Source organism: Serratia sp. A07 (assembly GCF_058725505.1).
In genome coordinates this window covers 64,612-90,017 of record NZ_JBZXDO010000002.1, presented here as the reverse complement: position 1 = coordinate 90,017, position 25,406 = coordinate 64,612, and the positions used below count along the sequence as shown (strand labels likewise).

Here is a 25,406-nt window from a genome sequence, read left to right as displayed (position 1 = left end):
GATCAAGCGCAATGGGGAACGTCAAAAATGCGCAGCGTTTTCCCGCTGACGGGATGCGCCACCTTGAAACTGTTCATGCCGAACACCGGCAAAATCACCGGAGTTTGCAACACCGCCTCGGGCGTACCACAGGCTACCTGGCGGCTTTCGTTCAGCACCAGGATCCGATCGGCAAACGCCTCTGCCACGGGCAAATCGTGCAGCACCGCAATCACGGCAATCTCTTTATTTTTCACTAACGACAGCAGCGCCGAGCGCCCGGGCGGATCGAGGTGATTGGTCGGTTCATCCAGCAACAACAGATCGGGAGACTGTGCCAACGCCCGGGCCAGCGCGGCGCGCTGACGCTGGCCGCCCGAGAGCCGCCCCAGCGGATGGTGCCTGAGCGGCGCCAGCCCGGTTTCCCCGATGGCTTCGTCAACGATGCGTTTTCCCGCCGCAGAGCGTTCGCCATGCGGTAAACGGCCCAACGCCACGTAGTCCTCAACCGACAGCCGCAAATCCGGCGAATCGTTTTGCGCCAGAAAGGCGATGCTTTTGGCGCGTTCCGCCGCCGGCCACTCGGACAAGGCCCGCCCTCGCCAGTGAATGCCGCCGCTGTCCGGCCGCGTTTCGCCGATCAGGGCACGCAGCAGGCTGGACTTGCCGCTGCCGTTAGGGCCGATCACCGCCAGCTTCTCACCGGCGCGCAGCGCGAAATGGATGTTGTCGAGTATCAATGCCCCGCCGTGGCCGGTCAGGCTAACTCCATCAACGTGGAGGATGTCGTGAACTGGATTCATCATGCATTAATTGTTATATTATAACATATCAATATTTTTATCACGATTGCCCGCCTTCTGCAAAAGCGAATCGCAACGTCTTTTGCCGCGCCCCCTGCGTCAACACTGCGCGGCCAAAGCAACATAGCACAGCCTTTTATTAATGATAATGATTTTCATTATCAATTAAGTAATGATGATTTCCGATTGCGCATCCCGGCGAACTTGGTTATGTTTGAAGCGATTAGTTTCATTGCCGATTTTCAGGAACTCACATGACCTACCTGGCGCACAGCACAGATCCGACAGACGCGACCGTTCCGGCCGTCGTTTTGCTGTGTGCTTCCTCCGCTCCACCCGCCGTTTCATCTGTCGTTTCAGCGGTTGCCGCTTACCCGCCACGCATTGTGGTTGTGCGCTAAGCCAAACCGACTTTTTACCTCCGGCTTATTGATCTGTTGCGTTCAGGCGTAGACCGCCGCGCGCGCCGGAGCCTGTAATTTTCACGACAGGTGAAATTGACATGCGATTACCTTCTCTCTGGGCCAATGCCGGCCTGGCTACGCTGTTCGTCCTGCTTTGGAGCAGCGGCGCGATCTTCTCCCGTTGGGGGTTGGAGCACGCCTCCGCCTTCGCTTTCCTGTTCTTCCGCTGCGCCATCGCGCTGGCGGTGCTGTTGGCCATCGGCCTGTGGCAGCGCCAGTGCCTGCCCGCTCCCGGCACCCGCCGGCGCGTCGCGCTGATTGGCGTGTTGATGATCGGCAGCTATCAAATCTGCTATCTGCTGGCGCTGGAACAGGGTATTACGCCCGGCGTGCTGGCGACGTTGCTCGGCGTACAGCCGATCCTCACCCAGTTCATCACCGAACGGCGCTGCACCAGGCTGCGGGCGCTCGGCCTGGCGCTGGCAATGGTCGGGCTGACGCTGGTGGTGTACCAAAGCCTGATGGTGGCCCACTTCTCGCTGAGCGGCATGCTGTTCGCCTTTATCGCGCTGGGCTGCATGACCGCCGGCACCCTGCTGCAAAAAGGCATGACGCAGCCGCCGCTGGCGGTCTTGCCGCTGCAGTATGCCGTCGGGTTGCTGATGTGTACGCTGGCGCTGCCGTTTGAGCCGCTGCGGGTCGAATGGGGGCCGGCGTTCGTGCTGCCGCTGCTGTGGATGGCGGTGGTGATCTCGGTGCTGGCGACCTTCTTGCTGTATCGCCTGATCCAGCGCGGCAACCTGGTGCAGGTCACCAGCCTGTTCTATCTGATCCCGGCGGTGACCGCCCTGCTGGACTACCTGTTGCTCGGCCACGCGCTGGCGGCGCTGAGCCTGCTGGGCATGGCGGGCATCGTGCTCGGTGTGATGCTGGTTTTCCGCCGCGTATAAAAGCAAAAGCCCCCGCGCCGTTCCACCGGCGCGGGGGCGATAACAACAGCCGTTAACTCAGAACAACCAGGAACCGTACCCCCACAGCAGCACCGTCACCCCAAGCAACAGCTCGAGCAACAGGATACCGATAGCGAAGGTCGAGCTGGAGAAGATGAACCCTTCCTTACTGTCGATATTCAGGAAGTGCGGGATCCCCAGATTCAGCAGATAGCCCGAATAGCACAGGCCGATAATGCCGACAAACAGACACAGCCAGACGACCGGATAGAGCGCCACAATCCCGCTGAGGAACATCGGGGTCGCCACGTAGCCAGCAAACACCATGCAGCGGTGCAGGCTGGGGCGCGATTCATAGCGCCGCGCCATCCAGTGAATGACTTTCCCCATGGCCGCTACGCCCGCCAGCATCAGCAGGTAAAACGCCACGGCGGTATAAAGCGCGGTAAACATGTCGAGCCTGATGGCATGTCCCTCGCCGGAGAGCCAGCCCAACTGGGTGGTGCCGATAAAGGCGCAGACCACCGGGATTGCTGCCAAGAGCAACACGTGATGGGTGTATAGGTGCGAGACGCTTTCATTCTCGCTTTTGATCTGTTCGAACTCGGCGCTGGGATGCGCCAGAAGTCCCCAAACATGACTGACCATGAGACACCTCCTATCTCGCCGTAGGCCGCGATCGGCGAACGAATTTCACACCTCCGACGGACAGCTACCCGTGCGAGGATTGCGGCCACGGGGCTCTCTCCCCTGTACTAATTATAGTCTTTCGGCGAAAAAACGTGCGGAAAGCGCAACGCCGCAACGCTTTGTCTTATACTCCCACCATAAAAACCAGGCTGCGAGGAAGGTCATGTCATCCGTTATCACCACCCGCCAGGCGGGGATCGTCGACGTCGACGCCGGGCGCAACGTCACAGTAGTCGAGCCCAGCAATCTGTACGGCTGCCGGCTCGGCGACGATGTCTTCGTCGGCCCGTTCGTGGAGATCCAGCGCCACGTCAGCATCGGCGCGCGCAGTAAAATTCAGTCGCACAGCTTTATCTGCGAATACGTCACCCTCGGCGAAGCGTGCTTTGTCGGCCACGGCGTCACCTTCGCCAACGATCTGTTCAAAGACGGCGCGCCCAATGCCGATCCGGCCAGCTGGGGGCGCACGCGCGTCGGCGATCGGGTGTCCATCGGCTCCGGCGCCACGATCCTGGCGGTGGAGATCTGCAGCGACGCGGTGATCGGCGCCGGGGCGGTCGTGACCCGCGACATTACCCGCAAGGGAATTTATGCCGGCAACCCGGCGCGCCTGCTGCGGGAGCTGCCATAATGACCCCGGCCATCCGCATCGCGGCCATTGAGGCGCTGCCCGATGATTACCTGACGCGCGGCGATTTCAGCTTTACCATCCGCTGTTACGCCCTGCCGCAGTTCGACTGCCCGGTCGACAGCTGGCCAACCCGCCCGGTGGCGCCGTTTCGTAAACAGTATCCCCTGGCGCCGTTCGCCAACGAAGACAGCGTGACCTTCCTGGCGTATCGCCAGGACGAAGCCGTTGGCCACATCACGCTGAGCAAAAACTGGAACGGTTACACCTTGATCGACGAGATCGCGGTCAGCGCTCACGCGCGCCGTCAGGGCATCGCCGGGGCACTGCTGGACTGCGCCAAACAGTGGGCGCGGCAGCAGGAAACCTCGGGTATGATGCTCGAAACGCAGAACAACAATCTGGCCGCCTGTCGCTGCTACCAGCATTACGGGTTTATTCTCGGCGGCATCGACCGTTTGCTGTACCGCGCCGAGCCGGAGATCGCCGATCACGAAATCGCGCTGTTCTGGTATTTGCCGTTCAATAGCGAAATCGGTTACTGATTTATCGGCCGCCATTGAGGCTATGTTTACTTTTTAACCCCTACCATCGGATGAGAACTGTTATCACTTACTCTGATAAACCAGCGACACCCAGGGAGGGCCGTATGAACCAGAACAAGGTTGTTTTACTGATGTTAGCTATCGCCATGAGCGGATGCGCCGATCGCCCCGCCGCCGTCACCCCCGCAACGCCGCCGACCGAGGTCACCGTTTCGCCGCCGGGCGTGCAGCCGGAGATGGACGCCAGCACCCGCAGCAAGCTGCGTGAGATCCTCACGCTGCGCGCCGGTTGGCCCGCCGCACAGCCGCACGGCCGCACCGTCGATTTGATTTCGCGCGAGTTTCTCGGCACGCCCTATCTCGCCAACCGCCTGATCGGTTCGCAAAGCACGCCCGAGCAGTTGGTGATCGACTTCCGCGGGCTGGATTGCTTCACCTACATCGATTATGTGGAAGCGCTCAGCACCGCCCGCAGCGAGGGCGAGTTCGTTCAGCGTCTGGTCGACATTCGCTACGTCGACGGCAAAATCGCCTTCCCGCAGCGCAAACACTTCTTCACCGACTGGGCGCAACGGCCGCACCAGGTGGCCGAAGACATCACCGCGCAGCTCAGCCCGCACGCCGTTACCCTCGTGAAAAACCTCAACCGCAAAGCGGACGGCAGCAGCTACCTGCCCGGTTTACCCAACGTACAACGCAGCGTGACCTATATCCCCAGCGACAACGTTGACGACAAAGTGCTGGCCCAGCTGCGCACCGGCGATTACATCGGTATTTACACCAACCTGGACGGGCTGGACGTGACCCACACCGGCATCTTCGTGATGACCGACAGCGGCCCGGTGCTGCGCAACGCCTCTTCGCGCAAGGCCAACATGCGGGTGGTCAATTCGCCTTTTATGGATTACGTGATGGCTACGCCGGGCATCGTGGTGCTGCGTTCGCTCAGCCGATAATCCCCCGCCGCATAACGGCTATAAGCTATAGCCGTTTATGCTGAACGAGCGTTTGACTTCATCGGCGGTTCAGGCTTAGCTGTAAGGACAAAAAACAACTGATTTTATTGTTCTTTTCAGGGAGACTTCGATGACCTTACGCTGGCGTATCACCCCTCTGGCGGCGGCCTTCGCCGCCGTATTGGCACTTCAGGGCTGCGATCAAAAAACCGATCGGGACCATATCAAAGTCGGCGTCATCAACGGCGCGGAACAGGATGTGGCGGAAGTCGCCAAGCAAGTGGCGAAAGAGAAATATGGTCTGGACGTCGAGCTGGTCGGTTTCAGCGGTTCGCTGCTGCCGAACGACGCTACCGACAAGGGCGAATTGGACGCCAACGTGTTCCAACACCGCCCGTTCCTCGAACAGCAAAACAAAGATCACGGCTATAAGCTGGTGGCAGTCGGCAATACCTTTGTCTTCCCGATGGCCGGCTACTCCAAAAAGATAAAATCGCTCAAAGAGCTGCCGGACGGCGCGGTGATCGCCATCCCGCTTGATCCGACCAACCTGGGGCGCGCCCTGCTGCTGCTGGAAAAAACCGGGTTGATTACGCTGAAACAAGGTAAGGGGTTGTTGCCCACCGCCCTGGACATCAGCGCCAACCCGCACCATTACCAAATCATGGAGCTGGAAGGCGCGCAGCTGCCGCACGTGCTGGACGATCCAAAGGTCACCGTCGCCGTCATCAGCACCACCTACATCAACCAGACCGGTCTGACGCCGACCAAAGACGGCATCTTCATCGAGGATAAGGACTCGCCGTACACCAACATCATCGTCACCCGCGAAGACAACAAGGACGCGCCGAACGTGCAGAACTTCATCAAGGCCTACGAGTCAGACGAAGTGGCCAAGGCCGCCGAGAAAATCTTCAACGGCGGCGCGGTGAAAGGCTGGTAAATTCGGCCACCATCAAGGCGGATTCTGCGTACGAATCCGCAATATTTCACTTTCATTCCCCGTTTCCTTACGCCACACCTTTCTCTAAAAGCAAAACGCCCGCATGCTCACTCCTCCATAACACGGATTGTTCACAACAAAGGAGTGTCTCGATGCCGATCAAATTTGCCCCCAAGGTCGGGGAAATTCTTGAGTGCAACTATGGCAACTATCCCCTCTCAGTCTGCCAACCGTATGAAGCCGGCTTTTATGATGGCCACATTCCACCAGAAATGGTGAAGAACCGTTTAGTTGTTGTGTTAAACGGCAAAATTAACGGCAACGCCTGCATTATCGTACCGCTGTCGACCACCAGAGATTCGAACAAGATCGAACGGGGATTGCACATCGAAATTACGCGTGAACTCATCGAAGATATGAGATTCTTTCATCCGCAAACGCGCTGGGCAAAGGGCGATCTGGTGCAGCAAGTCAGCCGCCAACGGCTGAACAGAGCCCGTAAAGAGAGAGGCTTTCTTACCCAATGTCTGTCGCGCGAGCTTGTTGCTGACATACAACGCGCCGTCATTAAGTCGATCAATGCCAAAAATATGCTGTTCTGACCAGTACGCTGTTGTTGACAAAACAGACAAATCAGGTGAAATTGTCGCCGTAGCCGATAAAGGCCCTTATGCTATACCTTCCCTTTCAGGGACCTGCGAAGCCCAGCCATCCAGCTGGGCTTTTGCCTCTCTGGCGCCCACCGATTTTTAAAACGTCATCTTTTCTTCCCACTCTTGTCCCTTACGTGGCGTCAGGCTTTAGTATCCCGGCACGCACAAGGGAGGAGCTAGATCGGTTATTGAAAATCGGCGAACTGGCGCGCCGGATGGGCGTTTCACTGGCGGAAGCCGGGGCAATTCTGGCGCGTTCAGGGCCGGCGCTTCCGGCGGTGATTGAGCAGCAGATCGCCATGTTGGACCCGCAGTTGGCACAGAGCGCTGCATTGTGCGGCTGACAACCCCATAGGGTTTTCTTATCTCAACATAAGAAAACCCGATTTACCCCGGCGGTGAGCGGCGCGCATAATGGCGTTTATCCGCTGATTTCCAAGGTAAACAGGCATTACCATGACGCTCTCCGCTCCCGTACTCAGCCTCCTCGATGCCACGCCGGACGATATGGCCGCCGTGCTGCGCATTTACACCCACCACGTGCTGTACGGTGCCGCCTCGTTTGAAGAACAGCCGCCGACCCTGGCGGAAATGCAGCTGCGGCTGAGCAAGGTGCAAGAAGCCGGGCTGCCCTGGCTGGTGGCGAAGAGCGAAGGCCGTATTGTGGGCTACTGCTATGCCACGCCGTATCGCCCCAGGCCGGCCTATCGCTTTACCGTGGAAGACTCGGTGTATATCGCCGAGGGGCAACAGGGCAAAGGCGTCGGCAAGGCGCTGCTGAGCGCGCTGATCGCCCGCTGCGAGCAAGGCCCCTGGCGCCAGATGCTGGCGATCGTCGGCGATTCCGCCGCCAACCGCGGTTCGCTGGCGCTGCACCAGTCGCTCGGCTTTACCAGCGTCGGAACGTTAAAGGCCGTGGGGTTCAAACTGGGGGAATGGCGCGACACCCACATCATGCAGCGCGCGCTGGGCGCGGGCGACAATCAGCATCCCTGAATGCATGGCGACGCACGATAGAGAGTTAGCGTCTATAGTGAAGAGTGATTTCATTGAGTTAGCGCCAATCGCGCACGCCATTTAACCGATAAGGGAGAAGTGAATGAAAATTATTCTGTGGATTGTCGCCATCATTTTCATCGTGGGTTTATTGACGATTACCGGCGTTTTCAAACTGATTTTTTAAAGCGTCTGCACCGTCCCGCCCCTCTCGGGGCGAGACTTTTCATCATGCCTTGAAACGCGCGCGTACCGCGCCCAGCGCCGACACCACCGCCAGCACCACGCCGCCGGCCACCAGCCCGAACACCACGTTCAGCAGAGCCGGAACCACCCCCTGCAAGATATGGCCAAACGTCGGCACCACCGTGGTGTACGAGGCCCAGTCTTCGAAAAGGTGATGCACCGGCGGCAGACCGTGGGTCAGGATGCCACCGCCGACCATAAACATGGCGACCGTGCCGACGATCGACAGCGTTTTCATCAAATAAGGCGCGGCACGCACGATGCCGCCGCCGAGGGAGCGCGCTAACGCGCTGCTTTTGCGGCTCAGATACAACCCCAGATCGTCCAGCCTGACGATGCCGGCGACGATGCCATACACGCCGAGCGTCATCACGACGGCGATGCCGCACAAAACGATCACCTGCTGGCTGAAGGTGGCGCCGGCAACGGTGCCCAGCGTGATGGCGATAATCTCGGCGGAGAGCACGAAATCGGTGCGTATTGCGCCTTTCACCTTGCGCTTCTCATAGGCCGCAGCGTCCTCATTGGCGCCGGGCCCGTCCGATTTTTCCTCCTGCGCCGCCTTGCCGTGGCTCAGGCTGTGAAACACCTTTTCGAACCCTTCGTAGCACAGGTAGGCGCCGCCCACCATCAGCAGCGGCGTAATCGCCCAGGGTGCAAAAGCGCTGATCAGCAGCGCCAGCGGCACCAGGATCGCCTTGTTGATCAACGAACCTTTGGCGACGCTCCACACCACCGGCAGTTCGCGATCGGCTTTAACGCCGGTGACCTGCTGCGCGTTGAGCGCCAGATCGTCCCCCAGCACCCCGGCGGTTTTTTTTGCCGCCATTTTGCTCATTAACGAGACGTCGTCCAACAACGAGGCGATGTCGTCGATGAGGGTAAGTAAGCTACTTCCTGCCAAAATGATTCATCCTTTTCATATTCACGGGCCATTCTATTTTTAGCATAGCGGTAAAGCGTCATGAAAGGATATGAGAGGATTGCGGAAAACGCCGGGCGGGCGAATGCCGCCCGGCGCCGGCGTTAGAGCGCTACGCTGCCCAGGATGAACGTCACGGTGATAACCGACAGCAGCGTCGTCCAGGTGATGATGGAGGCCATCGCTTCATGATCGCCCCCCATTTGCCGCGCCAGAATATAGGCGTTGCCGGCGCAAGGCACGGCGGAATAGAGAATGGCGATGCTGGCCGGCACGCCGGTAGCACCGAAGTAGTGCACCAGCGCAATGGTAATCAGCGGCATGGCCACCAACTTCAGCACGGTCGCATAAGAGATGGAAACCAGCTTGCGGATATGCATGCTGACGATCAACCCTGCGCCGACCGACATCAGGCTCAGCGGCGTGGCGGCGTTGGAGAGATAAACGAACAGCTGTTTAAGCGCGCCGGTAATGTGCAGGTTGCACAGGTTCATCAGCACCCCGAACAACGCGCCGATGATCAGCGGGTTTTTCGTCAGCGCCAGCAGCGCGCCGCTCAGGCTTTTCTTGCTGCCGGTGCCGTAGTGGTTCATCACCAACACGCTCATGATGTTGGTCAGAATGATCATGTATGCCACGAAGAAACCGGACAGTGCCACCCCTTCGCTACCGAACAGCGATTGCGACAGCGCGATGAATACATAAGAGTTGTATCTGACTCCGCCCTGAAAAATGGAGGTAAACAGATCGGCCGACGTATTGAAGAACAGTTTGCCAACGAAAATAATCAACGCGATGGCCAGCGTGGAAACAATGGTCGCCACAACGGGATAAAAGCTGTCCGCGCCGCTAAAATCCGCCTCACTGATATCCAATATCAACAGCGCCGGAAAAAACAGGTAATAAACGAATTTGTCTGAGAAGCCCCAAAATACGGCGACGTCTTTAACATAGAGTTTTGACAAATAGCCCAGCACGATTAACAAAAAAATCGGCAATATAGAAAGAAAAACGTTCAGCATGAATAATAACCTTAAATCGAGAAAATGCGCTCTTCAACCTGATTGAGGTTGCGGTGATTCCACAAGCTTGCCGAAATGAAGACGCGTTGCACCCAGCGCAACGGCGTATCTCTTTCATCGAAAGAAGGCGTGAATTTATCGCGCGAATGCAGCGCAAAGCGGTTATCGATATACACCAAATCGCCCGGGCAAATATCGATGCCGATGGCGTTTTCTTTCACCAGCCCGTAGAAACGCTCCAGCGCGGCTTCCGCTCGCGGCGTGCTGGCCGCAATCATGCCGGGATAGAAGACGGCGCTCACATCCGGCAATACGTGATTTTGCGAAATCAGCGGCACAAGCGCGGTTTCTTCCCGCCCGGCCTGCGTGGATTGGCGCCAGCGGTAAGGCAGTTTGATGCTGTACAGCGGGCTGGCCAGCATTTCGACGTCCTCGCGGCTCAGTTGAGCGATCGCCAGACGCGAATCGGAGATGCGCGTCATCGGGCTGTGCGGATCGCGGCGCACACCGGCCAGCAGCAGGCCCATCGGCGAGACGTTGAACTGTTCCAGGTGTTTCAGCGCCGCATTTTCAATATGGAAGTCCAGTTCAACATCGAACCCCAGACCGGTATACTCTTTTTTGGCTTCACGTTTGGGGATCAGATTATTAATCAGCTCCTTCCCCTCGAAATACATCGAATAGGGCTCACCGATTAGCGAAGAAATACCCACCAACAGGTTTTCGCTGATATTCCCGGATTTGGCCGAAGGCGTGTATTGGTTCGGACAAGGGGAAAAGAAAACTTCTTTATCCACCGGCACATTTTTTAAAATAAGGTAAGGCCGTGGTTTGATTGACGCCTTTTGCTGGCTTAATGCGGCGCTTAATCTGTGGGGCAAATGGGTAATCATCGCCGTTCGTATAGCGTGAATATACGCATCACCGCCGGCGGGATCGTAAGCAATTTTATCTAATGCCGAAAATAACTCGTTTCGTTCCTGATCCGTCAATTGAAAGACGTTTTGGTAATCCATCCTGAGCATTCCTTGACAATAAGAATATCATTAGAAAGCCTAATGAAAGCGGCAGGATGTTAACACTTTGCAATCAAATTCATAAAGATTTATTAACTAATTTCGTGATCTTAATCACCACTCCTCCGTCCAGTTAATGGCGGAGAAGAAGTGATTAAGAAACAAACAGCTACGCGGATACGTCTCCATCAGACGCGCCAGCGAATACGCGCGAGAGGTAGCGCAGGACATGATCGTGGGCCTCAAAGACGCACGATAAATGCGTACTGCCCTCAAGCAAGCCAAAGGCAACATGCACGCTGCCGTGCTGTTCGACGAAACGCTGCAAGGATTGCGCGCTGAACAACTCATCCTGCACCGCCGCCAGCAGCAAGGTCGGCAATCGCAGCGCCGCCAGTTGCTTTGCCGGGGTGCGTGGTGTCAAGGCGTTAGCCATATTAACGCTGTATTGGCAGACAAAATCGGGGGCGGCGGCCAGCACGGCCGGGGGAAAATTCAGGCTGACCGCCCGAGATTGCCCAAACCACCGTCCACCGCTGAGCGCATTGGCCACAAAGGGCCATTGGCGCACCTGGGCAAAACGGGCCGCCGCCGGCAGATCGCGGGCCATCCCGGAAAATGGCCCCAGCTCGGGCGCCAGCAGGGTCAGGCTGTCCGCCTGCTGTTCACAAGGATAGCGGGTCAGGTAGTTGAGCAACATCCCGGCACCGCTGGAATGGCCAAGCAGGTGCCTGCGTGCCAACGGAAAACGCAGGCGCATTTCCGCCAGGATAACATCGACATCGCGCCAAATACGCTCAGGCCGCTCAACCGCCCCCCGCTCTCCCGTGGAATCGCCATGCCCGCGAATATCGACCAGGCACACCGCGAGCGTTGGCTCGGCAGCCAGCTGGCGCGCAAGAATGTCATACCCGGCGGCGCTGTTAACCCCGCCGCCGTGATAAACCACGATCACGTCTTCGCTCTCGGCAGTTTGCCGATACAGGCGGTAGCTCAATCCCTCAACGCTGCCGGACGACGTGCCCACCTGTGCCCCCGGCCACTCGCCGTAAGACTTCGCTTGCTCAACATAACGGTCAAAATCAATCAATTCGCACCTTTCCATGATGTTGTCGGTATTCCCCACGGCAGAGCCGCTGCCCCGGCGATAAGCATATGAAACAACAGCAGGAACTGCCATGCCTTTTGCACGCTCCCCTTAGCCTCAGGGCAAATCCCCCGCCGGGACATTGAGCTGCCAGGAGAGCCCAAAGCGATCGTTGAGCCAGCCGAAGCGGGCGCTGAAGCCGTAGTCGTCGAGCGGCATCAGCACCTTGCCGCCCTCCGCCAGGCGGTGGAACGCCTGCTCCAGCGCCTCTTCGTTAGGCAGGTTGATGAACAGCGACACCGCCGGGGTGAAGCTGAAATCATGGCTGATCGGGCTGTCGATAAACACCAGGTTCTGCCGGTCGAAATCGATGGCGGCATGCTTGATCAATCGCCGGCCGTCCGGCGTCGGATCGTAATGCTGTACCTGCATGAGCCGAAAACGCTCAAACACCTGGCTGTAGAGGTCGATCGCCTGCTGCGCCTCCCCCTGGAACATGACAAAAGTCGAAACCTGACTCATAACATCCTCTCCGGCAATCGTTGTGGTATTAATGGAGAATAGCGGATTACCGTTGAAGCGGCGGAAAGGAGCAACCATGAGCATCATTCATCGCCTGGCGCAGCCGGACGATCTCAACGGCCTGTTGGCTCTGTATCGCGAGCTGCGCCCACAGGATGCGCCGCTGCGTACCGACGACGCACGCCGCACCCTGCAACGCCTGCTGGACGATCCGGCGATCCGTCTGGTGGTGGCGGCAGACGAGGAACAGCCGATCGCCACCTGCATGCTGGCACTGATCCCGGGGCTGGCGCACCAGGCGCAGCCGTTCGGCGTCATCGAGCACGTGGTGACGGCAGAGCCCTATCGCGGCCACGGCGTGGCGCTCGCGATGATCGAATACGCGCTGCAGCTGGCCTGGCGCAAGGGCTGTTACAAGGTGATGCTGCTGTCGGGGCAGCAACGCACCGGCGCGCACCAGCTTTATCTCAAAGCGGGTTTCGACGGCGATCGCGAGCGGGGATTTGTCATCAGGCGGCCCGAGGGCCGATAGCGGCCTGCTGCAAACGAGCAGGCCGCCAGGCGGGTCATTCGGTGGCGTTTTTCGCCAGGCTGGCGTCTTTTTGCCGACGATAGTCGCGGGCGGCGGCCGGGATCGGCGTCACCTTGCCGGTTTCAATCCAGCTGCGCAGCCGGTTGGCGTCGGCGAAGTGGGTATATTTGCCGAAGGCGTCCAGCACCACCAGCGACACCGAGCGGTTACCGATTACCGTACGCATCGCCAGGCAGTGGCCCGCCTGGTTAGTGAAACCGGTTTTGGTCAGCTGGATATTCCATTTCGGGTTATACACCAGATGGTTGGTGTTGCGGAACGGCAGCGTATAGTTCGGATCTTTGAAGCTGGCCATGCGCTCGGTGGTGGTGCTGAGCTGGCCAATCAACGGGTATTGCTTGGTGGCGATCAACAGCTTGGTCAGATCGCGCGCCGTCGACACGTTATGGATAGAGAGCCCGGTCGGTTCCACATAATGGGTATTGGTCATGCCCAGCGCCTTGGCCTTGGCGTTCATCGCTTTGATGAAGGCGTTGTAGCCCCCCGGATAGTGGTGCGCCAGGCTGGCGGCGGCGCGGTTTTCCGACGACATCAGCGCCAGCAGCAGCATATCCTTACGGCTGATTTCGCTGTTCAGCCGCACCCGCGAATACACCCCTTTCATCTCCGGCGTCTGGTGGATATCCACCGCCAGCATCTCGTCGAGCGGCAGGTGCGCGTCCAGCGTGACCATGGCGGTCATCAGTTTGGTGATCGAGGCGATCGGCACCACTTCATCCGGGTTGCGCGCGTACATCACCTTATGGGTTTGCATATCGACGACCATCGCGCTGCCGGAGGCCAGCTCCGGCTGGGTGGCGTGCAGGGCGGCGGCGTTGTCGCTGGCCAGCGCGCGCGGCGCAAAGCCTGCGCCCGCCTGCAAAGCGAGCAGGGTCAGAACCAAAACACGTATTTTCACAGGCATTACTCTGAAATGGGGGCTTGAACTCAGCGAATTATATGTGAGGGTTCAGCGCTTGGCACTGGGATTATAGGGCGGATTTGTGACAAATTCTGTCGGCCGAAAAACGACGCAGCCCGCGGGCGCTCTGGGATGAACGCCCGCGTAGAAAAAGTTACAGCGCCGGCTGCCAGGCCGACTGCGGCAGCAGGTACAACCCCGGCGTTTGCCGCGCCCCCGCGCCGACGATATGGCCAATGCCGGCCGCCATCACTGCCAGCGTCACGTCGAAGGCGTTGAGGCTGTCGCCGTAGCCGGCGGTCAGGTTGAACATCGAACCGTTGGCCAGCAAATAGACCGTCTTCTCATTGAGTTGGTAAGCGTTCACATAAGGCATCGGCTCGTGGTGTGGCAGGCCCTTGAGGAAGCCGATGTCGATCTCTTCCGCCACGTGGCCGACGTTGAGGATAAACACGCCATCCTGCGCCTGTTGCAAATGCTGCGCCGAGAGCACGTTTTTCGCGCCGGTCGCGGTAGCGATCACGTCCGCCTGCGCGACGGCGCTCGCCAAATCCACCACCTGCCAGCCGTCATAACGCGCCTGCAGCGCCCGTGCCGGATCGATTTCCGCCACCATCACCTGGCCGCCGTAAGCCCTGGCCGCCGCCGCCGTCCCCTGCCCGACCAGGCCGTAGCCGATCACCAGCACGCGCTTTTCGTGCAGCGTCAAATGGGTGGTCTGGAAGAAGGTGTGCCAGGCGGTCAGCCCAACCATATGCCGATTGTGCAGCCCCTCTTTCACCGGCAGATCGTCCCAGTTGAAGATCGGGTAGCGCGGCGCCACGCCGTTCAAACGATTGATGCCCGATCCGGTGGCTTCCAGCCCGGCGACGATCTGCGGGCCGTTCGGCGATTGGTGCAAACGGGTGGTCAAGTCCGCCCCCATTTCGCACAGGTGAGTCGGCTGCCAGGCCAACGCGCGGTCGAAAGATTCCGACCACTCGCTGGCGCTCATGTCACGCCAGGCGTAAGCCTGCGCGCCCCGCCGTTCCAGCCAGGCCACCACGTCGTTCTGCACCGTGGTGGGATTGCAGGTGGTCAGAAAGATCGCCGCGCCCTTGTCCAGCAGACCGGCCACCAGCGGCGCCATTTTCAGATCCAGGTGCATATTGCACGCCAGCCGCACCCCTTGCAGGTCCGGCAACGCCGCCACCGCCGCCCGGGTGCGCGGCATATGGCGCATCGCCCAGTTCAATTCGCTCTCGAAATCCTGATACATCCGTTGCTCCTCTGGTGTGCCCCGCCGCCAGGCGTGGCAAAAAAGTTATCCCGCGCGGCCGAGCCGGCGGATCGCCTGCGGCGACAGGCCAAATACCCGGATAAACGCCCGCCTCATGCGCTCCGGATCGCTGAATCCCACCGAACGGGCGATCGCCTCCAGCGGCTCGGTGCTCTCTTCGATGCGCACCCTGGCCGCCTCCACCCGCAGCTGTTCGATCACCTTGGCCGGCGTCTGCCCGGTTTCGGCGCGGAACAGCCGACCGAACTGGCGCTCGCTCAGGCAGGCGGCGTCGGCCAGATCCGCCACCAACAGCGGCAGGTGCAAGTGCTCGCGCGCGAACGACAGCGCGGCGCGCATGCGATCCGACGACGGGTTCAACGCCAGCAGCAGCGAGTACTGCGACTGCCCGCCGGGGCGCCGGTGATAGACCACCAACTGCCGCGCTACGCCCGCCGCCATCGTGGCGCCAAGGTCGTCTTCTATCAACGCCAGCGCCAGATCGATGCCGGCGCTGATGCCGGCCGAGGTCCAGATATCGCCGTCGCGAATGAAGATACGGTTGCTGTCGACGCGGATGCGCGGATAACTCTGCTGCAGCCGCGCCGCATGATACCAGTGGGTGGTGGCGCGCTTGCCGTCCAGCAAACCGCAGGCCGCCAGAATAAACGCGCCAGTGCACACGCTGGCGATGCGCCGTGCCCGCCGGCTGTGGGTCGTCAGAAACGCCACCAGCGCCGGCGACTGCGCCGCCATCACGTTGCCGCTGCCGCCGGCCACCACCAGCGTATCGAAACGCTCGTCGCCGCATGGCTGCGTGGCGATCTCCACCCCGGCCGAGCTGGCGACCATCCCGCCCTGCGGCGAGATCGCCACGCAGCGGTAGGCCGGCGGATCGGTAAACTGGCTGACGTTATCGAACGCCGCCAGCGGGCCGGCAAAGTCCAGCAGGTTGAAACCGGGAAAAACCACAAAACCGATCGTTTTCATGATGGCGCTTTTTGAGGGTTATCTGTCATATCAGCCAAAAACAGGGCGGCTATTATGGCCCAGGTCCAACGATAAAAATGAGGCGAATGTCATGTCTGAACCACTCGTGATTGTATTTCCCATCTATCAAGGCGTCACCCAGCTCGATTTCACCGGCCCACTGCAGTTTCTGCGCCACATGCCGGGCGCGGAAATCGTCGTCGCTTCGGTAGACGGCGCGGATGTCGAATCGGAAGGCTTGCACTTCACCCAACTGCGCCCGCTGCCGGAGATCGCGCGCTGCGACGTGCTGTGCGTGCCGGGCGGCAGCGGCTGCACCCAGGCGCTGCAGGATGAAGCGTTCATGCGGCAAATCCGGCGGCTGGGCGCCGATGCCCGCTACCTGACCTCAGTGTGCACCGGTTCGCTGATCCTGGCCGCCGCCGGCTTGCTGCCGGGCAAACGCGCCGCCTGCCACTGGTCGATGCGCGACAGCCTGGCGCTGTTCGGCGCCATACCCAGCGCTGCACGCGTTGAGCGCGACGGCAACGTGATCAGCGGCGGCGGCGTCACCGCCGGCATCGACTTTGCGCTGGCGCTGATCGCCGAACTGCACGGCGAAGACACTGCCCAGACGATCCAACTCTATCTGGAATACGCCCCGGCTCCGCCGTTCACGGGCGGCACGCCGGAACTGGCCCCGCCGCACATTTACGCCAAGGTACAGGCACAAATGGCGGAAAGCCTGGCGCAGCGCAGAGCGTTGGTGGCCCAGATCGCCCAAGGCTAACGATCGGGCGTATACTTGCCCTTATGCGTCAGTCACATAAGGAGTAAGGAATGACCGATTTGGCCCACTACATTACGGACTACGGCTACTGGGCGTTGTTTATCGGCTGCCTGGCTGAGGGAGAAACCATCACGCTGCTGGGCGGCATCGCCGCCCACGAAGGGCTGCTGCACTGGCCGTGGGTCATAGCGGTGGTGGCGCTCGGCGGCACGTTGGGGGATCAGCTGCTGTACTTCACCGGCCGCCGGTTCGAAGGCCGGGTCATCTCGCGGCTCAAAGGGCAGGAAAAGCGCATCGCGCGCGCCAGAAGGCTGATCGCCCGCCACCCGATGCTGTTCGTTATCGGAGTGCGCTTTATGTACGGCTTCCGCATCATCGGCCCGGTGCTGATCGGCGCCAGCCGCCTGCCGCCGTCGCGCTTTGTGCCGCTCAACATCCTCGGCGCCATTCTGTGGGCGACGATCTTCGTCATGCTCGGCTATTTTGGCGGCCAGGCGATCGAAAGCTTCTTTACCGGCTTCAATAAAAAACTCTCCAGCCTGCTGTTTGTCGCGCTGGCGATTGCCGCCATCCTGCTGGTGCGCTTCTGGTGGCGCAAACGCCACGCGGAGTGAAACTCAGCGACTAAGCATCAGTTTGATGCCCAACAGCGCCAGCACGCCGCCGCTCAAGCGATCGAACCAGGCCTTGAAGCGCAGATAAATCTGGCGCGGACGCGGCGAAGAGAGCACGAAGGCGACAAAGGCGTACCACGCCACATCGACCGCCAGCGCGATCAAGGGTAGCGCCACATACATCCACGGCGCAATCGCGTGGCTAAGCAACGCGGCGAACACGCTGGCAAAGACGATGGCCGTATTCGGGTTGCCCAATTGAGTCAGCAGACCGGTGGTGAAGGCTTTACGCCATCCCAGCGGCTGCCCGCCCACTCCATCCACGTTCAGCGGCCGGTTGGCACCGCGCAACATGTTGAACGCCAGATAGATAAGATAGGCGCCGCCCAACAGCTTCAACGTCCCGTAAAGCCATGGCAGCGCCAGCAACAGCGACTGCAGCCCAAGCAGGGCCAACAGTGCAAAGACAAAGCATCCGACGCCCATTCCCAGCGCGACCGCCATGCCGTCGCCACGTGAGGAAGCCACCGCCGTACGCGCCACCAGAATAAAGCTTTGCCCCGGACTCATCGCCCCCAGCGCTATCGCGCCGGTAATGCTTATTATTGACAGCGCCGTCTCGCTCAACATGCCCACTCTCCCGTTGTCATTTTTTATTCAAACTAGCGCAGAGGTGAAAACAAAAGCAATAACGGTGCGTCAAGATCCCTGCGGCGCCGCGCGCATCAGCTCGACCAGCTCGCGCGCCGCCTTGTCCAGCGGGCGGCTCTTCAGCCAGATCAGATGCATCGGCAAGCGCAGCTCGTTCTTGGTGTTTTTGAATTTCAGCCGCACCAGCCGCCCCTGCGCCAGCAGCGGCTCGGCCAGCGACAGCGGGAAATTGCCCCACCCCAGGCCCGCTTCCACCATGTTCAGCGCCATCGGCAGGCTGTCGGTGCGCCAGTAGGCCTCCGCCACCTGCGGGCGCAGATCGCCGATCGGCAGATCGCGGCTGGCCACCATGATCTGCCGCACGTTGATCAGATCCTCGAGAAACAGCTCGCCCGCCGCGCCCTCCAGCGCCGGATGCTGCGGCGATACCATCGCCACCAGCGACTCCGCGCCGACGGAGTGGAACTGCTCCGCGCTGTTGATGTTCAGCCCGCCGAACGCCAGGCAGACGCCAATGCGCCCCTGATGCAGCATATGCAGCACGTCGTCCTGCGGCGCGCTGAGCACTTCGATGTTCAGCAGCGGATAACGCTGCGACAGCGTTTTCACCGCCGCCAGCAGGCCGGCACCGTTGATGTCCGACGCCACGCCGATCGAAAGCGTGCTTTCCAGCCCTTGGGAAAGTTCGATGGCGTGCACCTGCAGCTGCTTGAGCTGCCCGGCGATCAGGCGGGCGTGCGGCGCCAGGGCCAACGCTAGCGCAGTCGGCGTCGGTTCGCGGTGCGAGCGATCGAACAGTGCGAAACCGAGCTCCGCCTCCATGTTGGCGATGCCCATGCTGACGGCAGAGGGTACGCGCCGCAGCGCGCGGGCGGCGGCGGAAAACGAACCGCGATCGAGCACCGCCAGAAACAGTTCGATATTGTCGCTGGAAAAGTTCATCGTTTAACCTGTCAGTAAAACTGACAGCTCCTGACTTTTTCTATCAATGTGATTGACGCTATCTTAGCCGCCGTCGCCACAGAGGCAACTAAAAACAGATCGGGAGAAAACAATGCAAGGCGTCAAACGCAAACTGGTGTATGTCACCGCTTATGAACTTATCGGCATGACGATCTCGGCGCTGGGGCTGGCGCTGCTGTCGGGCCACGCGCCGAGCAGCACCGGGCCGCTGGCGGTGGTGATCACCACCCTCGCGGTCAGCTGGAACTTCATTTACAACTACCTGTTCGAGTGGTGGGAAAGCCGCCAGGCGTCGCGCACCCGCACCCTAAAGCGCCGCATTTTGCACGCAGTGGGCTTTCAGCTGACGCTGGTGGTGTATCTGATCCCGCTGATCGCCTGGTGGATGGGCATCACGCTGTGGCAGGCGCTGCTGCTGGACATGGCGCTGATCGTCATCATTCCTTGCTACACCTTCCTGTTTAACTGGGCGTTCGACAAGCTGTTCGGCCTGCCGGCTTCGGCTCTGCCGGCCGGTGAATCCGCCTAAAAAACCCCCTCGCCCCATTCGCCTGCGCACGCCCATCGCCGCGCAGGCGCCACCGCTTTATTTTCCGCCCGCCTTTGCCCCCACGCGAAATAACCTTCAAATCCCTTTAGTTTGCACGGTAATTATTATTCTGTGATTTCAATCACTTTTATCGTTCGATATTTCCGTGTTGATAATGAGACTCATCTTACTGAATAATATGCGCTTTTGTTTTCAGTTTAAAAAATACACACAATTGCTCACGCTTTGCGCACAGGTTTTTTTGCCACATTTATCGGGAAACGGTAGCATGCCACGCCGTTATTTAACGGCAGCTGTATACACAATAAACAGCGGAATGATGCTACGACCTCATTCTCATTACGATTGCTGATGGCAATCGTTTGCCCTGCAGCTCAGGGCGGAGTTCATCATAGACAGGTAAACAGGACGGATAATGCACTCACAAAAAAAGTCGGCGGACGATAAACACGCCGCCAGACGACGCTGGCTAGACTCCCATGAATCCGGTTATCACAAAAGCATGGGTAACCGGCAGATCCAAATGATCGCCATTGGCGGTTCGATCGGCACCGGCTTGTTCCTCGGTACCGGCGGCCGTCTCGAACTGGCCGGGCCGGCGCTGGCGCTGGTCTATCTGGTGTGTGGGATCTTCTCTTTCTTCATCCTGCGCGCGCTGGGCGAACTGGTGCTGCATCGCCCTTCCAGCGGCAGCTTCGTTTCTTACGCCCGCGAATTTCTCGGTGAGAAAGCCTCTTACGTCGCCGGCTGGATGTATTTCCTCAACTGGGCGATGACCGGCATCGTCGACATCACCGCGGTAGCGCTGTACATGCACTACTGGGGCACCTTCGCCGACGTGCCGCAATGGCTGTTCGCCCTCGGCGCGCTCGGCATCGTCGCCACCATGAACATGATCGGCGTGAAATGGTTCGCCGAAATGGAATTCTGGTTCGCGCTGATCAAGGTCGCCGCCATCGCGCTGTTCCTGATTGTCGGTGTGGTGTTCCTCGGCACCGGCACCCCGGTCGCCGGCCACACCACCGGCATGCACCTGATTACCGAAAACGGCGGCATGTTCCCGCACGGCCTGCTGCCGGCGCTGGTGCTGGTGCAAGGGGTGATCTTCGCCTTCGCCGGCATCGAGCTTATCGGCACCGCCGCCGGCGAGTGTAAAGATCCGGCCAAAATGATGCCCAAAGCGATCAACAGCGTGATCTGGCGTATCGGCCTGTTCTACGTCGGCTCCGTGGTGCTGTTGGTGCTGCTGCTGCCGTGGAACGCCTATCAGGCCGGCCAAAGCCCGTTCGTCACCTTCTTCAGCAAGCTGGGCGTGCCTTATATCGGCACCATCATGAACATCGTGGTGTTGACCGCCGCGCTGTCCAGCCTCAACTCCGGCCTCTACTCTACCGGCCGTATCCTGCGCTCGCTGGCGATGGGCGGCTCCGCGCCGAAGCTGATGGCCAAAATGAGCAGCCAGCAGGTGCCTTACGCCGGCATCCTGGTCACCTGCGGCATCTACGTGATCGGCGTGGTGCTCAACTATCTGGTGCCGTCGCAGGTGTTCGAGATCGTGTTGAACATCGCTTCGCTGGGCATCATCGCCTCCTGGGCATTTATCATCGTTTGCCAGATGCGTCTGCGCAAAGCCGTGCGCGAAGGCCGCGCGCAGCCGGTCTCGTTCAGAATGCCGGGCGCGCCGTTCACCTCCTGGCTGACGCTGGCGTTCCTGCTGATCGTGGTGGTGATGATGGCGTTCGACTACCCGAACGGCACCTGGACCATCGCCACCATTCCGGTGCTGGCGGTGCTGCTGACGCTGGGCTGGTTCGGCCTGCGCAAGCGCGCGCAGGAAGTGAAGCTGGAACAGCAGGCTCACGAAGAACAAAACCCGCACTGATTCGACAAACCGCCCTCCGGGCGGTTTTTTTTATCCGCTATAACCGGCCGTAGAACGTCATTCTGGCGCTTTCAGACAGCATCACGTCCGGCTGCGCATTGTAGGCCAGCACCACCAGCATGCGCGTGATGTCGCCTTCGGTCGGCGTCACCCGGTGCATGGCGTTGCGCCCGCGAAACAGCACCAAATCCCCCTCCTCCATCGCCAGCCGTTTGGCCGCCCGCTCCCCGTCCAGCACCTGCGTGACCCCGGCATAGTTCATCTCGCCGCGATCGGCATCGCGCAGGTTCTCCACGTACTCGAAACGCCCGCCCGCCGCCGGTTTCTGGATCAGCAGCGTGATGGCGAACGACGAATTGTCGAAGTGCCAGCCCAGCTCCTGGCCGGTGTGGGCGTAATGCAGGTTGATCGACGACAGCCGATCGGCGTAGGGATACAGCTGCGCCTCATCCAGCACCGCGCAGAGAAACGCGCGAAACGCCGAAGCGTCGTACAGCGCACGCAGCGGCGACTGCGGCGGAATATCTTCGTCGGTAATGCAGCCTTTGGATGACACCACCAGCCGGTTACGCGCATGATCGGCCGGTAGCGCGTCGTCCTGCGGCCGCAGATACACGTTGTGTTTGCTGGTGGCATAAAACGCCGCGTGGTGCTGTTCGGCGCCTTCCAGCCGCACCGTCGCCAGCGCGGCGGCGCGCAGAAATCCCGGCAGTACTAACGCACCGCTGCGCTCCAGCGTTTGCCGGCAACGGGCGCGGAACTCGGCGTCGTCGATGGGATGGGCGGACAGATCGATAATATCGGCAAGTTGCGGCATGACATTCCCCTCGTGTGCGATAGCCGGATGCCTCTCACTGTAGCGAATGGCGCATTGCCGCCATAACAAAAATACGTTATGGATAAGCTAACCAATTCTTAGCGATAGCCCTGCCCATGCACTCACCGTCCCGCGCGCGCTTGCCCAAGCTGAGCGCCATTCTGGCGTTCGAAACCGCCGCCCGCACCGGCAGCCTGGCCCGCGCGGCGGATACGCTGGCGCTAACCGCCGCCGCCGTCAGCCAGCAGATCCGCCAGCTGGAGCAACACCTGGGGATCACGCTGTTCATCCGCGCCAAAAGCGGCGTCACGCTGACCGAACAGGGCGCGGACTACCTGGCCTACGTGCAGGAGGCGTTCGAAACGCTGCGCGTGGCGCAGCAGCACGTCGAGCGCCAGCGCGGCAAACAGGCGCTGACGGTATTCGCCCTGCCGGCGTTGGCCTCCAAGTGGCTGAACCCGGCGCTGGGCGACTGGCTGGCGCAGTGCCCCGACGGCGATCTGCGGCTGCACGCGACCCATGCAGCGGTCGATTTCGCCCATTCGGCGGCGGACTTCGCCCTGTGCTTCGGCGATCAGGACTATCCGCTGCTGGAAAAGGTGCGGCTGTTTCAGGATCGGGTGCAGCCGGTGTGCAGCCCGGCGCTGCGCGATCGCGGCGACTGGACGCAGCTACCGCTGATCCACGTCGACTGGGGCAAGGAGAGCCAGTTTCTGCCGGGCTGGCACGAGTGGTTCACCGCCGCCGATCGAATGCCGCCGGCGCGGCACGGGCTGACCTATAACCTGACTTCGCTGGCCATCGACGCCGCCGTGCAAGGGCGCGGGGTGCTGCTCGGCCAGCGGCGGATGATCGCCCGTGAACTGGCGGAAGGCCAGCTGGTCACCCTGGCCGAACCGGCGCTGCCGCTCAGCAAACCCTACTACGTGGTTTACCCACCGCGCACGCTGGAAAAACCCGGCGCAGCGGCGTTTCTGGCCTGGTTGCAAACCCTCGCATCTACAGACCAAACCTGAACCCCGGCGGCGATGTTTGCTGGCGTCAGGCACAACCCTGAACGCTTAAACCTCTCACCTCAGCCTGTTAATTTATCTCTGCCGACCGGGATCGCGAACCGATTCGCCCTTCGGCCACAATGCCACTTCCCTATGCCACCGCCCCTGCAATCGCCATATTGCATCGGCCTCTTATTGTCCAAAACGAGGGCTATTCCATGATTTCATTAAATGATTACGCCAACCTGCGCAGCTATGCCGGTAGCGAAACCGCGGTGATGCTCGAAAACCGCTACCACCACGGCGTATTTACCCGAGACGATGCGGATACCGCCAGCCAGGACAACGGCGTTACCCTGCTCGTCGATGCGCAAAACCGCCGCTGGAAGCGCATCATCAATGATGGCGATTACAGCATCGATTGGTGGCACCTGCCGGGCGATGAGCTGGATTACTCGCTGACCATTACCCGCGCGTGCAACTTCTTGCAGGTCAAAGGCGAAGAGTGGTGGCAGTTGCCTATCCCAACCACCCCGGCGGGGATTACCCTGGTGGGCCCCGGCGGCATTCGCCCTTGTAAAACCACCGCCAACCTGAAGCTATGGAAAAACGCCGTCGATTTTAAGGGCACTATTCTGGACTTCAGCGGCGCCACCAACATCGAGTGCGTACGCGTGCAATATTCGCTGGGAGCGCCGGCGATTTACAACCTGCGCATCGTGGGGGCCCCTGGCGCGGCGGCCAACCTGCGCGGCCTGTGCGTCTACAGCGATGCCTCTAACATGCACGGCTTGCCGGCCTGTCAGCTGCTGGTGCAAAACGTCTGGCTAACCAACCTGTACAAAGGCATCGTCTTCGGCAATAACGCCTATATCCAGAGCTGGCACAGCATCATGGTGCGCGGCTGTTTCTGGCCGATCTGGTCTGAAACCACCGCCAACGCCGGCGAAAAAATCGTCTTCTACAAATGTCTGTTCGGCGACAGCAGAAACTATTATCAGGGGGTGCACGCCCTGGCCTTCCGCGATTGTTCGTTCGACTACAGCGGCTTTAGCAATGAAACCGAACAGTTGGCCAATACCGACTATGGTTTGTTCGACCTTAAAGGCGGCACGCTGGACTTTAAAAATTGCCACTTCGAATGGGGTAACGCCAACTGCCGCAACTACCGGCCGGTCTTTACCAGCAACAACGGCGGTACGGTAAAAATCAAAGACAGCCAATGGCACAGCGTGATGACCAACAACACCGATGCCGGCAGCAGCGTGCCCTATCAATACGTCGAGTATTTCTTCTTCGATAAGTCCAGCGATCTGAGCGGAAAATGTTATATCGACGGTTTCGATCTGGTGAACGCCGACATTAAAAAAGGCTGGTCCAACAACCACATCGAGATGAAAAAGATCGTCGCACCCGGCTACGTAAACATGTGGCGCCTGCTCTATCTGGGTGATGGCGTCAACCATCTGCCGGAGCCGAGCTGGAAAGAAAGCGGCGCGCTGGCGTTGAATAACGTCTACGCCTTCGGCGGCGCACGTCTCTCGCAAACGGCGACCGCCGATCTGGCGGTAACGCTGCAAAACGGCGTGCTGACCGCCACCACCAAAACGGCAACGACGGCGGACAAACGCGTCGAGATCTACTTCCCGATCGCGAAAAACGATCTGGTGCTGTGGCGCGCCACGCTGGCCAACCTGAAAGGTCAGAGCAGCCTTGATGTCATCATCGGCACCTACCAAGGCAAGTATGTCCTGAACGGCGATGCCGGCGTCACCACCGTGCTGGAAAAAGCCTGCCAGTGGGGCCGCACCGGTACGGTAACGCCGACCACTTCGGCAACGATGACCTCGGATCGCATTACCGCACTCGACGTCGCCGAGTATTTGCCGCTGCCTGAGGGCTACGTCAATTACGCCCGTATCGCCATCGTGCTGAAAAACTTTGTCGGCAGCGCCGCTCAGCCCACCTCGGTGGACCTGACCCAACTGCTGTGTCAAAAGATCGACATCGTCTCACTCAACCCACATAAATCCTGGTAACCGCACAGGCCCCGCAAGGGGCC

Annotated in this window: 29 protein-coding genes; 16 read left to right on the top strand and 13 right to left on the bottom strand. The window is 60.1% G+C overall.

Annotated elements, in window-relative coordinates:
• Positions 1-2 precede the first annotated feature (2 nt).
• Positions 3-719 carry an ABC transporter ATP-binding protein gene (locus tag AC4PR2_RS02345; protein ID WP_060421015.1) on the bottom strand — a complete coding sequence of 239 codons (717 nt, stop codon included), beginning with the start codon at positions 717-719 and terminating at the stop codon, positions 3-5.
• 565 nt (positions 720-1,284) lie between these two features.
• On the opposite strand from AC4PR2_RS02345, the gene AC4PR2_RS02340 reads away from it, so the two are divergent.
• Positions 1,285-2,136 (top strand): DMT family transporter, encoded by an 852-nt coding sequence (locus tag AC4PR2_RS02340; RefSeq protein WP_492174871.1) that lies wholly within the window; start codon positions 1,285-1,287, stop codon positions 2,134-2,136.
• A 57-nt stretch (positions 2,137-2,193) separates the two neighbouring features.
• On the opposite strand, the gene AC4PR2_RS02335 is transcribed toward AC4PR2_RS02340, so the two are convergent.
• Positions 2,194-2,784, bottom strand: coding sequence for a Yip1 family protein (locus AC4PR2_RS02335; protein ID WP_004939641.1), 591 nt, complete (start codon positions 2,782-2,784; stop codon positions 2,194-2,196).
• Between the two features lie 205 nt (positions 2,785-2,989).
• Here AC4PR2_RS02335 and AC4PR2_RS02330 point away from each other — a divergent pair, with 205 nt between their 5' ends.
• From AC4PR2_RS02330 to AC4PR2_RS02295, 8 genes are all read left to right on the top strand, one after another.
• On the top strand, positions 2,990-3,457 hold the full coding sequence (locus AC4PR2_RS02330; protein ID WP_060421008.1) for an acyltransferase: 468 nt from the start codon (positions 2,990-2,992) through the stop codon (positions 3,455-3,457).
• Positions 3,457-3,999: a GNAT family N-acetyltransferase gene (locus tag AC4PR2_RS02325; protein WP_100396140.1), complete on the top strand. Its 543-nt coding sequence runs from the start codon at positions 3,457-3,459 to the stop codon at positions 3,997-3,999. The genes AC4PR2_RS02330 and AC4PR2_RS02325 overlap by 1 nt, the downstream gene beginning before the upstream one ends.
• Before the next feature lie 104 nt (positions 4,000-4,103).
• On the top strand, positions 4,104-4,955 hold the full coding sequence (locus AC4PR2_RS02320; protein WP_203089324.1) for a DUF1460 domain-containing protein: 852 nt from the start codon (positions 4,104-4,106) through the stop codon (positions 4,953-4,955).
• A gap of 130 nt (positions 4,956-5,085) precedes the next feature.
• On the top strand, positions 5,086-5,898 hold the full coding sequence (locus tag AC4PR2_RS02315) for a MetQ/NlpA family lipoprotein (protein ID WP_492174870.1): 813 nt from the start codon (positions 5,086-5,088) through the stop codon (positions 5,896-5,898).
• Positions 5,899-6,050: 152 nt separating this feature from the next.
• The gene (locus AC4PR2_RS02310) at positions 6,051-6,500 is read left to right on the top strand and encodes a type II toxin-antitoxin system PemK/MazF family toxin (protein WP_060440468.1); all 450 of its coding nucleotides are present in this window, start codon (positions 6,051-6,053) and stop codon (positions 6,498-6,500) included.
• Between the two features lie 239 nt (positions 6,501-6,739).
• Positions 6,740-6,895 carry a MerR family transcriptional regulator gene (locus AC4PR2_RS02305; protein WP_172906356.1) on the top strand — a complete coding sequence of 52 codons (156 nt, stop codon included), beginning with the start codon at positions 6,740-6,742 and terminating at the stop codon, positions 6,893-6,895.
• Positions 6,896-7,007: 112 nt separating this feature from the next.
• The gene (locus AC4PR2_RS02300) at positions 7,008-7,547 is read left to right on the top strand and encodes a GNAT family N-acetyltransferase (RefSeq protein WP_070914069.1); all 540 of its coding nucleotides are present in this window, start codon (positions 7,008-7,010) and stop codon (positions 7,545-7,547) included.
• A 103-nt stretch (positions 7,548-7,650) separates the two neighbouring features.
• A complete protein-coding gene (locus AC4PR2_RS02295; RefSeq protein WP_020825765.1) occupies positions 7,651-7,734 on the top strand; it encodes a small membrane protein YohP in 84 nt (27 codons plus the stop codon).
• Between the two features lie 42 nt (positions 7,735-7,776).
• Here the strand turns inward: AC4PR2_RS02295 and AC4PR2_RS02290 are convergent, their stop codons facing one another.
• The 5 genes from AC4PR2_RS02290 to AC4PR2_RS02270 form a co-directional block, all read right to left on the bottom strand.
• Positions 7,777-8,697 (bottom strand): DUF808 domain-containing protein, encoded by a 921-nt coding sequence (locus AC4PR2_RS02290; protein WP_060420992.1) that lies wholly within the window; start codon positions 8,695-8,697, stop codon positions 7,777-7,779.
• A 122-nt stretch (positions 8,698-8,819) separates the two neighbouring features.
• Positions 8,820-9,737: an AEC family transporter gene (locus AC4PR2_RS02285; RefSeq protein ID WP_025301959.1), complete on the bottom strand. Its 918-nt coding sequence runs from the start codon at positions 9,735-9,737 to the stop codon at positions 8,820-8,822.
• Between the two features lie 11 nt (positions 9,738-9,748).
• Positions 9,749-10,534 carry a TauD/TfdA family dioxygenase gene (locus AC4PR2_RS02280; protein ID WP_492174869.1) on the bottom strand — a complete coding sequence of 262 codons (786 nt, stop codon included), beginning with the start codon at positions 10,532-10,534 and terminating at the stop codon, positions 9,749-9,751.
• A 388-nt stretch (positions 10,535-10,922) separates the two neighbouring features.
• Complete coding sequence (locus AC4PR2_RS02275) at positions 10,923-11,843, bottom strand: alpha/beta fold hydrolase (RefSeq protein WP_492174868.1); 921 nt, start codon at positions 11,841-11,843, stop codon at positions 10,923-10,925.
• Positions 11,844-11,957: 114 nt separating this feature from the next.
• Complete coding sequence (locus AC4PR2_RS02270; protein WP_060440471.1) at positions 11,958-12,362, bottom strand: VOC family protein; 405 nt, start codon at positions 12,360-12,362, stop codon at positions 11,958-11,960.
• A 76-nt stretch (positions 12,363-12,438) separates the two neighbouring features.
• Here AC4PR2_RS02270 and AC4PR2_RS02265 point away from each other — a divergent pair, with 76 nt between their 5' ends.
• Entirely contained in the window at positions 12,439-12,894 is a 456-nt protein-coding gene (locus AC4PR2_RS02265; RefSeq protein ID WP_033637538.1) for a GNAT family N-acetyltransferase, read from the top strand.
• Between the two features lie 34 nt (positions 12,895-12,928).
• Here the strand turns inward: AC4PR2_RS02265 and pbpG are convergent, their stop codons facing one another.
• The 3 genes from pbpG to AC4PR2_RS02250 form a co-directional block, all read right to left on the bottom strand.
• Entirely contained in the window at positions 12,929-13,858 is a 930-nt protein-coding gene (pbpG, locus tag AC4PR2_RS02260; protein ID WP_038879897.1) for a D-alanyl-D-alanine endopeptidase, read from the bottom strand.
• A 151-nt stretch (positions 13,859-14,009) separates the two neighbouring features.
• Complete coding sequence (locus AC4PR2_RS02255; RefSeq protein ID WP_492174867.1) at positions 14,010-15,113, bottom strand: adenosylhomocysteinase; 1,104 nt, start codon at positions 15,111-15,113, stop codon at positions 14,010-14,012.
• A gap of 45 nt (positions 15,114-15,158) precedes the next feature.
• Positions 15,159-16,103: a GlxA family transcriptional regulator gene (locus AC4PR2_RS02250; protein ID WP_492174866.1), complete on the bottom strand. Its 945-nt coding sequence runs from the start codon at positions 16,101-16,103 to the stop codon at positions 15,159-15,161.
• Between the two features lie 91 nt (positions 16,104-16,194).
• Here AC4PR2_RS02250 and AC4PR2_RS02245 point away from each other — a divergent pair, with 91 nt between their 5' ends.
• Complete coding sequence (locus AC4PR2_RS02245; RefSeq protein WP_060420976.1) at positions 16,195-16,872, top strand: DJ-1/PfpI family protein; 678 nt, start codon at positions 16,195-16,197, stop codon at positions 16,870-16,872.
• A gap of 50 nt (positions 16,873-16,922) precedes the next feature.
• Positions 16,923-17,486, top strand: a complete 564-nt coding sequence (locus AC4PR2_RS02240) for a DedA family protein (RefSeq protein ID WP_060420973.1) — start codon at positions 16,923-16,925, stop codon at positions 17,484-17,486.
• A 3-nt stretch (positions 17,487-17,489) separates the two neighbouring features.
• On the opposite strand, the gene AC4PR2_RS02235 is transcribed toward AC4PR2_RS02240, so the two are convergent.
• Together AC4PR2_RS02235 and AC4PR2_RS02230 are read right to left on the bottom strand one after the other, a co-directional pair.
• Positions 17,490-18,116 carry a LysE family translocator gene (locus AC4PR2_RS02235; protein WP_060420970.1) on the bottom strand — a complete coding sequence of 209 codons (627 nt, stop codon included), beginning with the start codon at positions 18,114-18,116 and terminating at the stop codon, positions 17,490-17,492.
• Positions 18,117-18,185: 69 nt separating this feature from the next.
• On the bottom strand, positions 18,186-19,079 hold the full coding sequence (locus tag AC4PR2_RS02230) for a LysR family transcriptional regulator (RefSeq protein WP_060420965.1): 894 nt from the start codon (positions 19,077-19,079) through the stop codon (positions 18,186-18,188).
• Positions 19,080-19,191: 112 nt separating this feature from the next.
• Between AC4PR2_RS02230 and AC4PR2_RS02225 the strand changes: the two genes are divergently transcribed.
• A complete protein-coding gene (locus AC4PR2_RS02225) occupies positions 19,192-19,629 on the top strand; it encodes a PACE efflux transporter (protein WP_047728368.1) in 438 nt (145 codons plus the stop codon).
• Between the two features lie 436 nt (positions 19,630-20,065).
• Positions 20,066-21,532, top strand: coding sequence for an L-asparagine permease (ansP, locus tag AC4PR2_RS02220; protein ID WP_049201110.1), 1,467 nt, complete (start codon positions 20,066-20,068; stop codon positions 21,530-21,532).
• 37 nt (positions 21,533-21,569) lie between these two features.
• Here the strand turns inward: ansP and AC4PR2_RS02215 are convergent, their stop codons facing one another.
• Positions 21,570-22,349 (bottom strand): HalD/BesD family halogenase, encoded by a 780-nt coding sequence (locus AC4PR2_RS02215; RefSeq protein ID WP_197802633.1) that lies wholly within the window; start codon positions 22,347-22,349, stop codon positions 21,570-21,572.
• A gap of 116 nt (positions 22,350-22,465) precedes the next feature.
• Here AC4PR2_RS02215 and AC4PR2_RS02210 point away from each other — a divergent pair, with 116 nt between their 5' ends.
• Both AC4PR2_RS02210 and AC4PR2_RS02205 read left to right on the top strand, forming a co-directional pair.
• Entirely contained in the window at positions 22,466-23,365 is a 900-nt protein-coding gene (locus tag AC4PR2_RS02210; protein ID WP_197802632.1) for a LysR substrate-binding domain-containing protein, read from the top strand.
• 197 nt (positions 23,366-23,562) lie between these two features.
• Positions 23,563-25,383, top strand: a complete 1,821-nt coding sequence (locus tag AC4PR2_RS02205) for a putative phage tail protein (protein ID WP_492174865.1) — start codon at positions 23,563-23,565, stop codon at positions 25,381-25,383.
• Positions 25,384-25,406: the final 23 nt, after the last annotated feature.

Excerpts from the sequence above, each read along its gene's own strand:
- AC4PR2_RS02300 (WP_070914069.1), top strand. The coding sequence starts at position 7,008 with ATGACGCTCTCCGCTCCCGTACTCAGCCTCCTCGATGCCACGCCGGAC.
- AC4PR2_RS02330 (WP_060421008.1), top strand. The coding sequence starts at position 2,990 with ATGTCATCCGTTATCACCACCCGCCAGGCGGGGATCGTCGACGTCGAC.
- AC4PR2_RS02230 (WP_060420965.1), bottom strand. The coding sequence starts at position 19,079 with ATGAACTTTTCCAGCGACAATATCGAACTGTTTCTGGCGGTGCTCGAT.
- AC4PR2_RS02315 (WP_492174870.1), top strand. The coding sequence starts at position 5,086 with ATGACCTTACGCTGGCGTATCACCCCTCTGGCGGCGGCCTTCGCCGCC.
- AC4PR2_RS02250 (WP_492174866.1), bottom strand. The coding sequence starts at position 16,103 with ATGAAAACGATCGGTTTTGTGGTTTTTCCCGGTTTCAACCTGCTGGAC.
- AC4PR2_RS02215 (WP_197802633.1), bottom strand. The coding sequence starts at position 22,349 with ATGCCGCAACTTGCCGATATTATCGATCTGTCCGCCCATCCCATCGAC.
- AC4PR2_RS02335 (WP_004939641.1), bottom strand. The coding sequence starts at position 2,784 with ATGGTCAGTCATGTTTGGGGACTTCTGGCGCATCCCAGCGCCGAGTTC.
- ansP (WP_049201110.1), top strand. The coding sequence starts at position 20,066 with ATGCACTCACAAAAAAAGTCGGCGGACGATAAACACGCCGCCAGACGA.
- AC4PR2_RS02295 (WP_020825765.1), top strand. The coding sequence starts at position 7,651 with ATGAAAATTATTCTGTGGATTGTCGCCATCATTTTCATCGTGGGTTTA.
- AC4PR2_RS02255 (WP_492174867.1), bottom strand. The coding sequence starts at position 15,113 with ATGTATCAGGATTTCGAGAGCGAATTGAACTGGGCGATGCGCCATATG.
- AC4PR2_RS02225 (WP_047728368.1), top strand. The coding sequence starts at position 19,192 with ATGCAAGGCGTCAAACGCAAACTGGTGTATGTCACCGCTTATGAACTT.
- AC4PR2_RS02245 (WP_060420976.1), top strand. The coding sequence starts at position 16,195 with ATGTCTGAACCACTCGTGATTGTATTTCCCATCTATCAAGGCGTCACC.
- AC4PR2_RS02320 (WP_203089324.1), top strand. The coding sequence starts at position 4,104 with ATGAACCAGAACAAGGTTGTTTTACTGATGTTAGCTATCGCCATGAGC.
- AC4PR2_RS02210 (WP_197802632.1), top strand. The coding sequence starts at position 22,466 with ATGCACTCACCGTCCCGCGCGCGCTTGCCCAAGCTGAGCGCCATTCTG.
- AC4PR2_RS02270 (WP_060440471.1), bottom strand. The coding sequence starts at position 12,362 with ATGAGTCAGGTTTCGACTTTTGTCATGTTCCAGGGGGAGGCGCAGCAG.
- AC4PR2_RS02205 (WP_492174865.1), top strand. The coding sequence starts at position 23,563 with ATGATTTCATTAAATGATTACGCCAACCTGCGCAGCTATGCCGGTAGC.
- AC4PR2_RS02340 (WP_492174871.1), top strand. The coding sequence starts at position 1,285 with ATGCGATTACCTTCTCTCTGGGCCAATGCCGGCCTGGCTACGCTGTTC.
- AC4PR2_RS02265 (WP_033637538.1), top strand. The coding sequence starts at position 12,439 with ATGAGCATCATTCATCGCCTGGCGCAGCCGGACGATCTCAACGGCCTG.
- pbpG (WP_038879897.1), bottom strand. The coding sequence starts at position 13,858 with ATGCCTGTGAAAATACGTGTTTTGGTTCTGACCCTGCTCGCTTTGCAG.
- AC4PR2_RS02235 (WP_060420970.1), bottom strand. The coding sequence starts at position 18,116 with ATGTTGAGCGAGACGGCGCTGTCAATAATAAGCATTACCGGCGCGATA.
- AC4PR2_RS02310 (WP_060440468.1), top strand. The coding sequence starts at position 6,051 with ATGCCGATCAAATTTGCCCCCAAGGTCGGGGAAATTCTTGAGTGCAAC.
- AC4PR2_RS02240 (WP_060420973.1), top strand. The coding sequence starts at position 16,923 with ATGACCGATTTGGCCCACTACATTACGGACTACGGCTACTGGGCGTTG.
- AC4PR2_RS02325 (WP_100396140.1), top strand. The coding sequence starts at position 3,457 with ATGACCCCGGCCATCCGCATCGCGGCCATTGAGGCGCTGCCCGATGAT.
- AC4PR2_RS02285 (WP_025301959.1), bottom strand. The coding sequence starts at position 9,737 with ATGCTGAACGTTTTTCTTTCTATATTGCCGATTTTTTTGTTAATCGTG.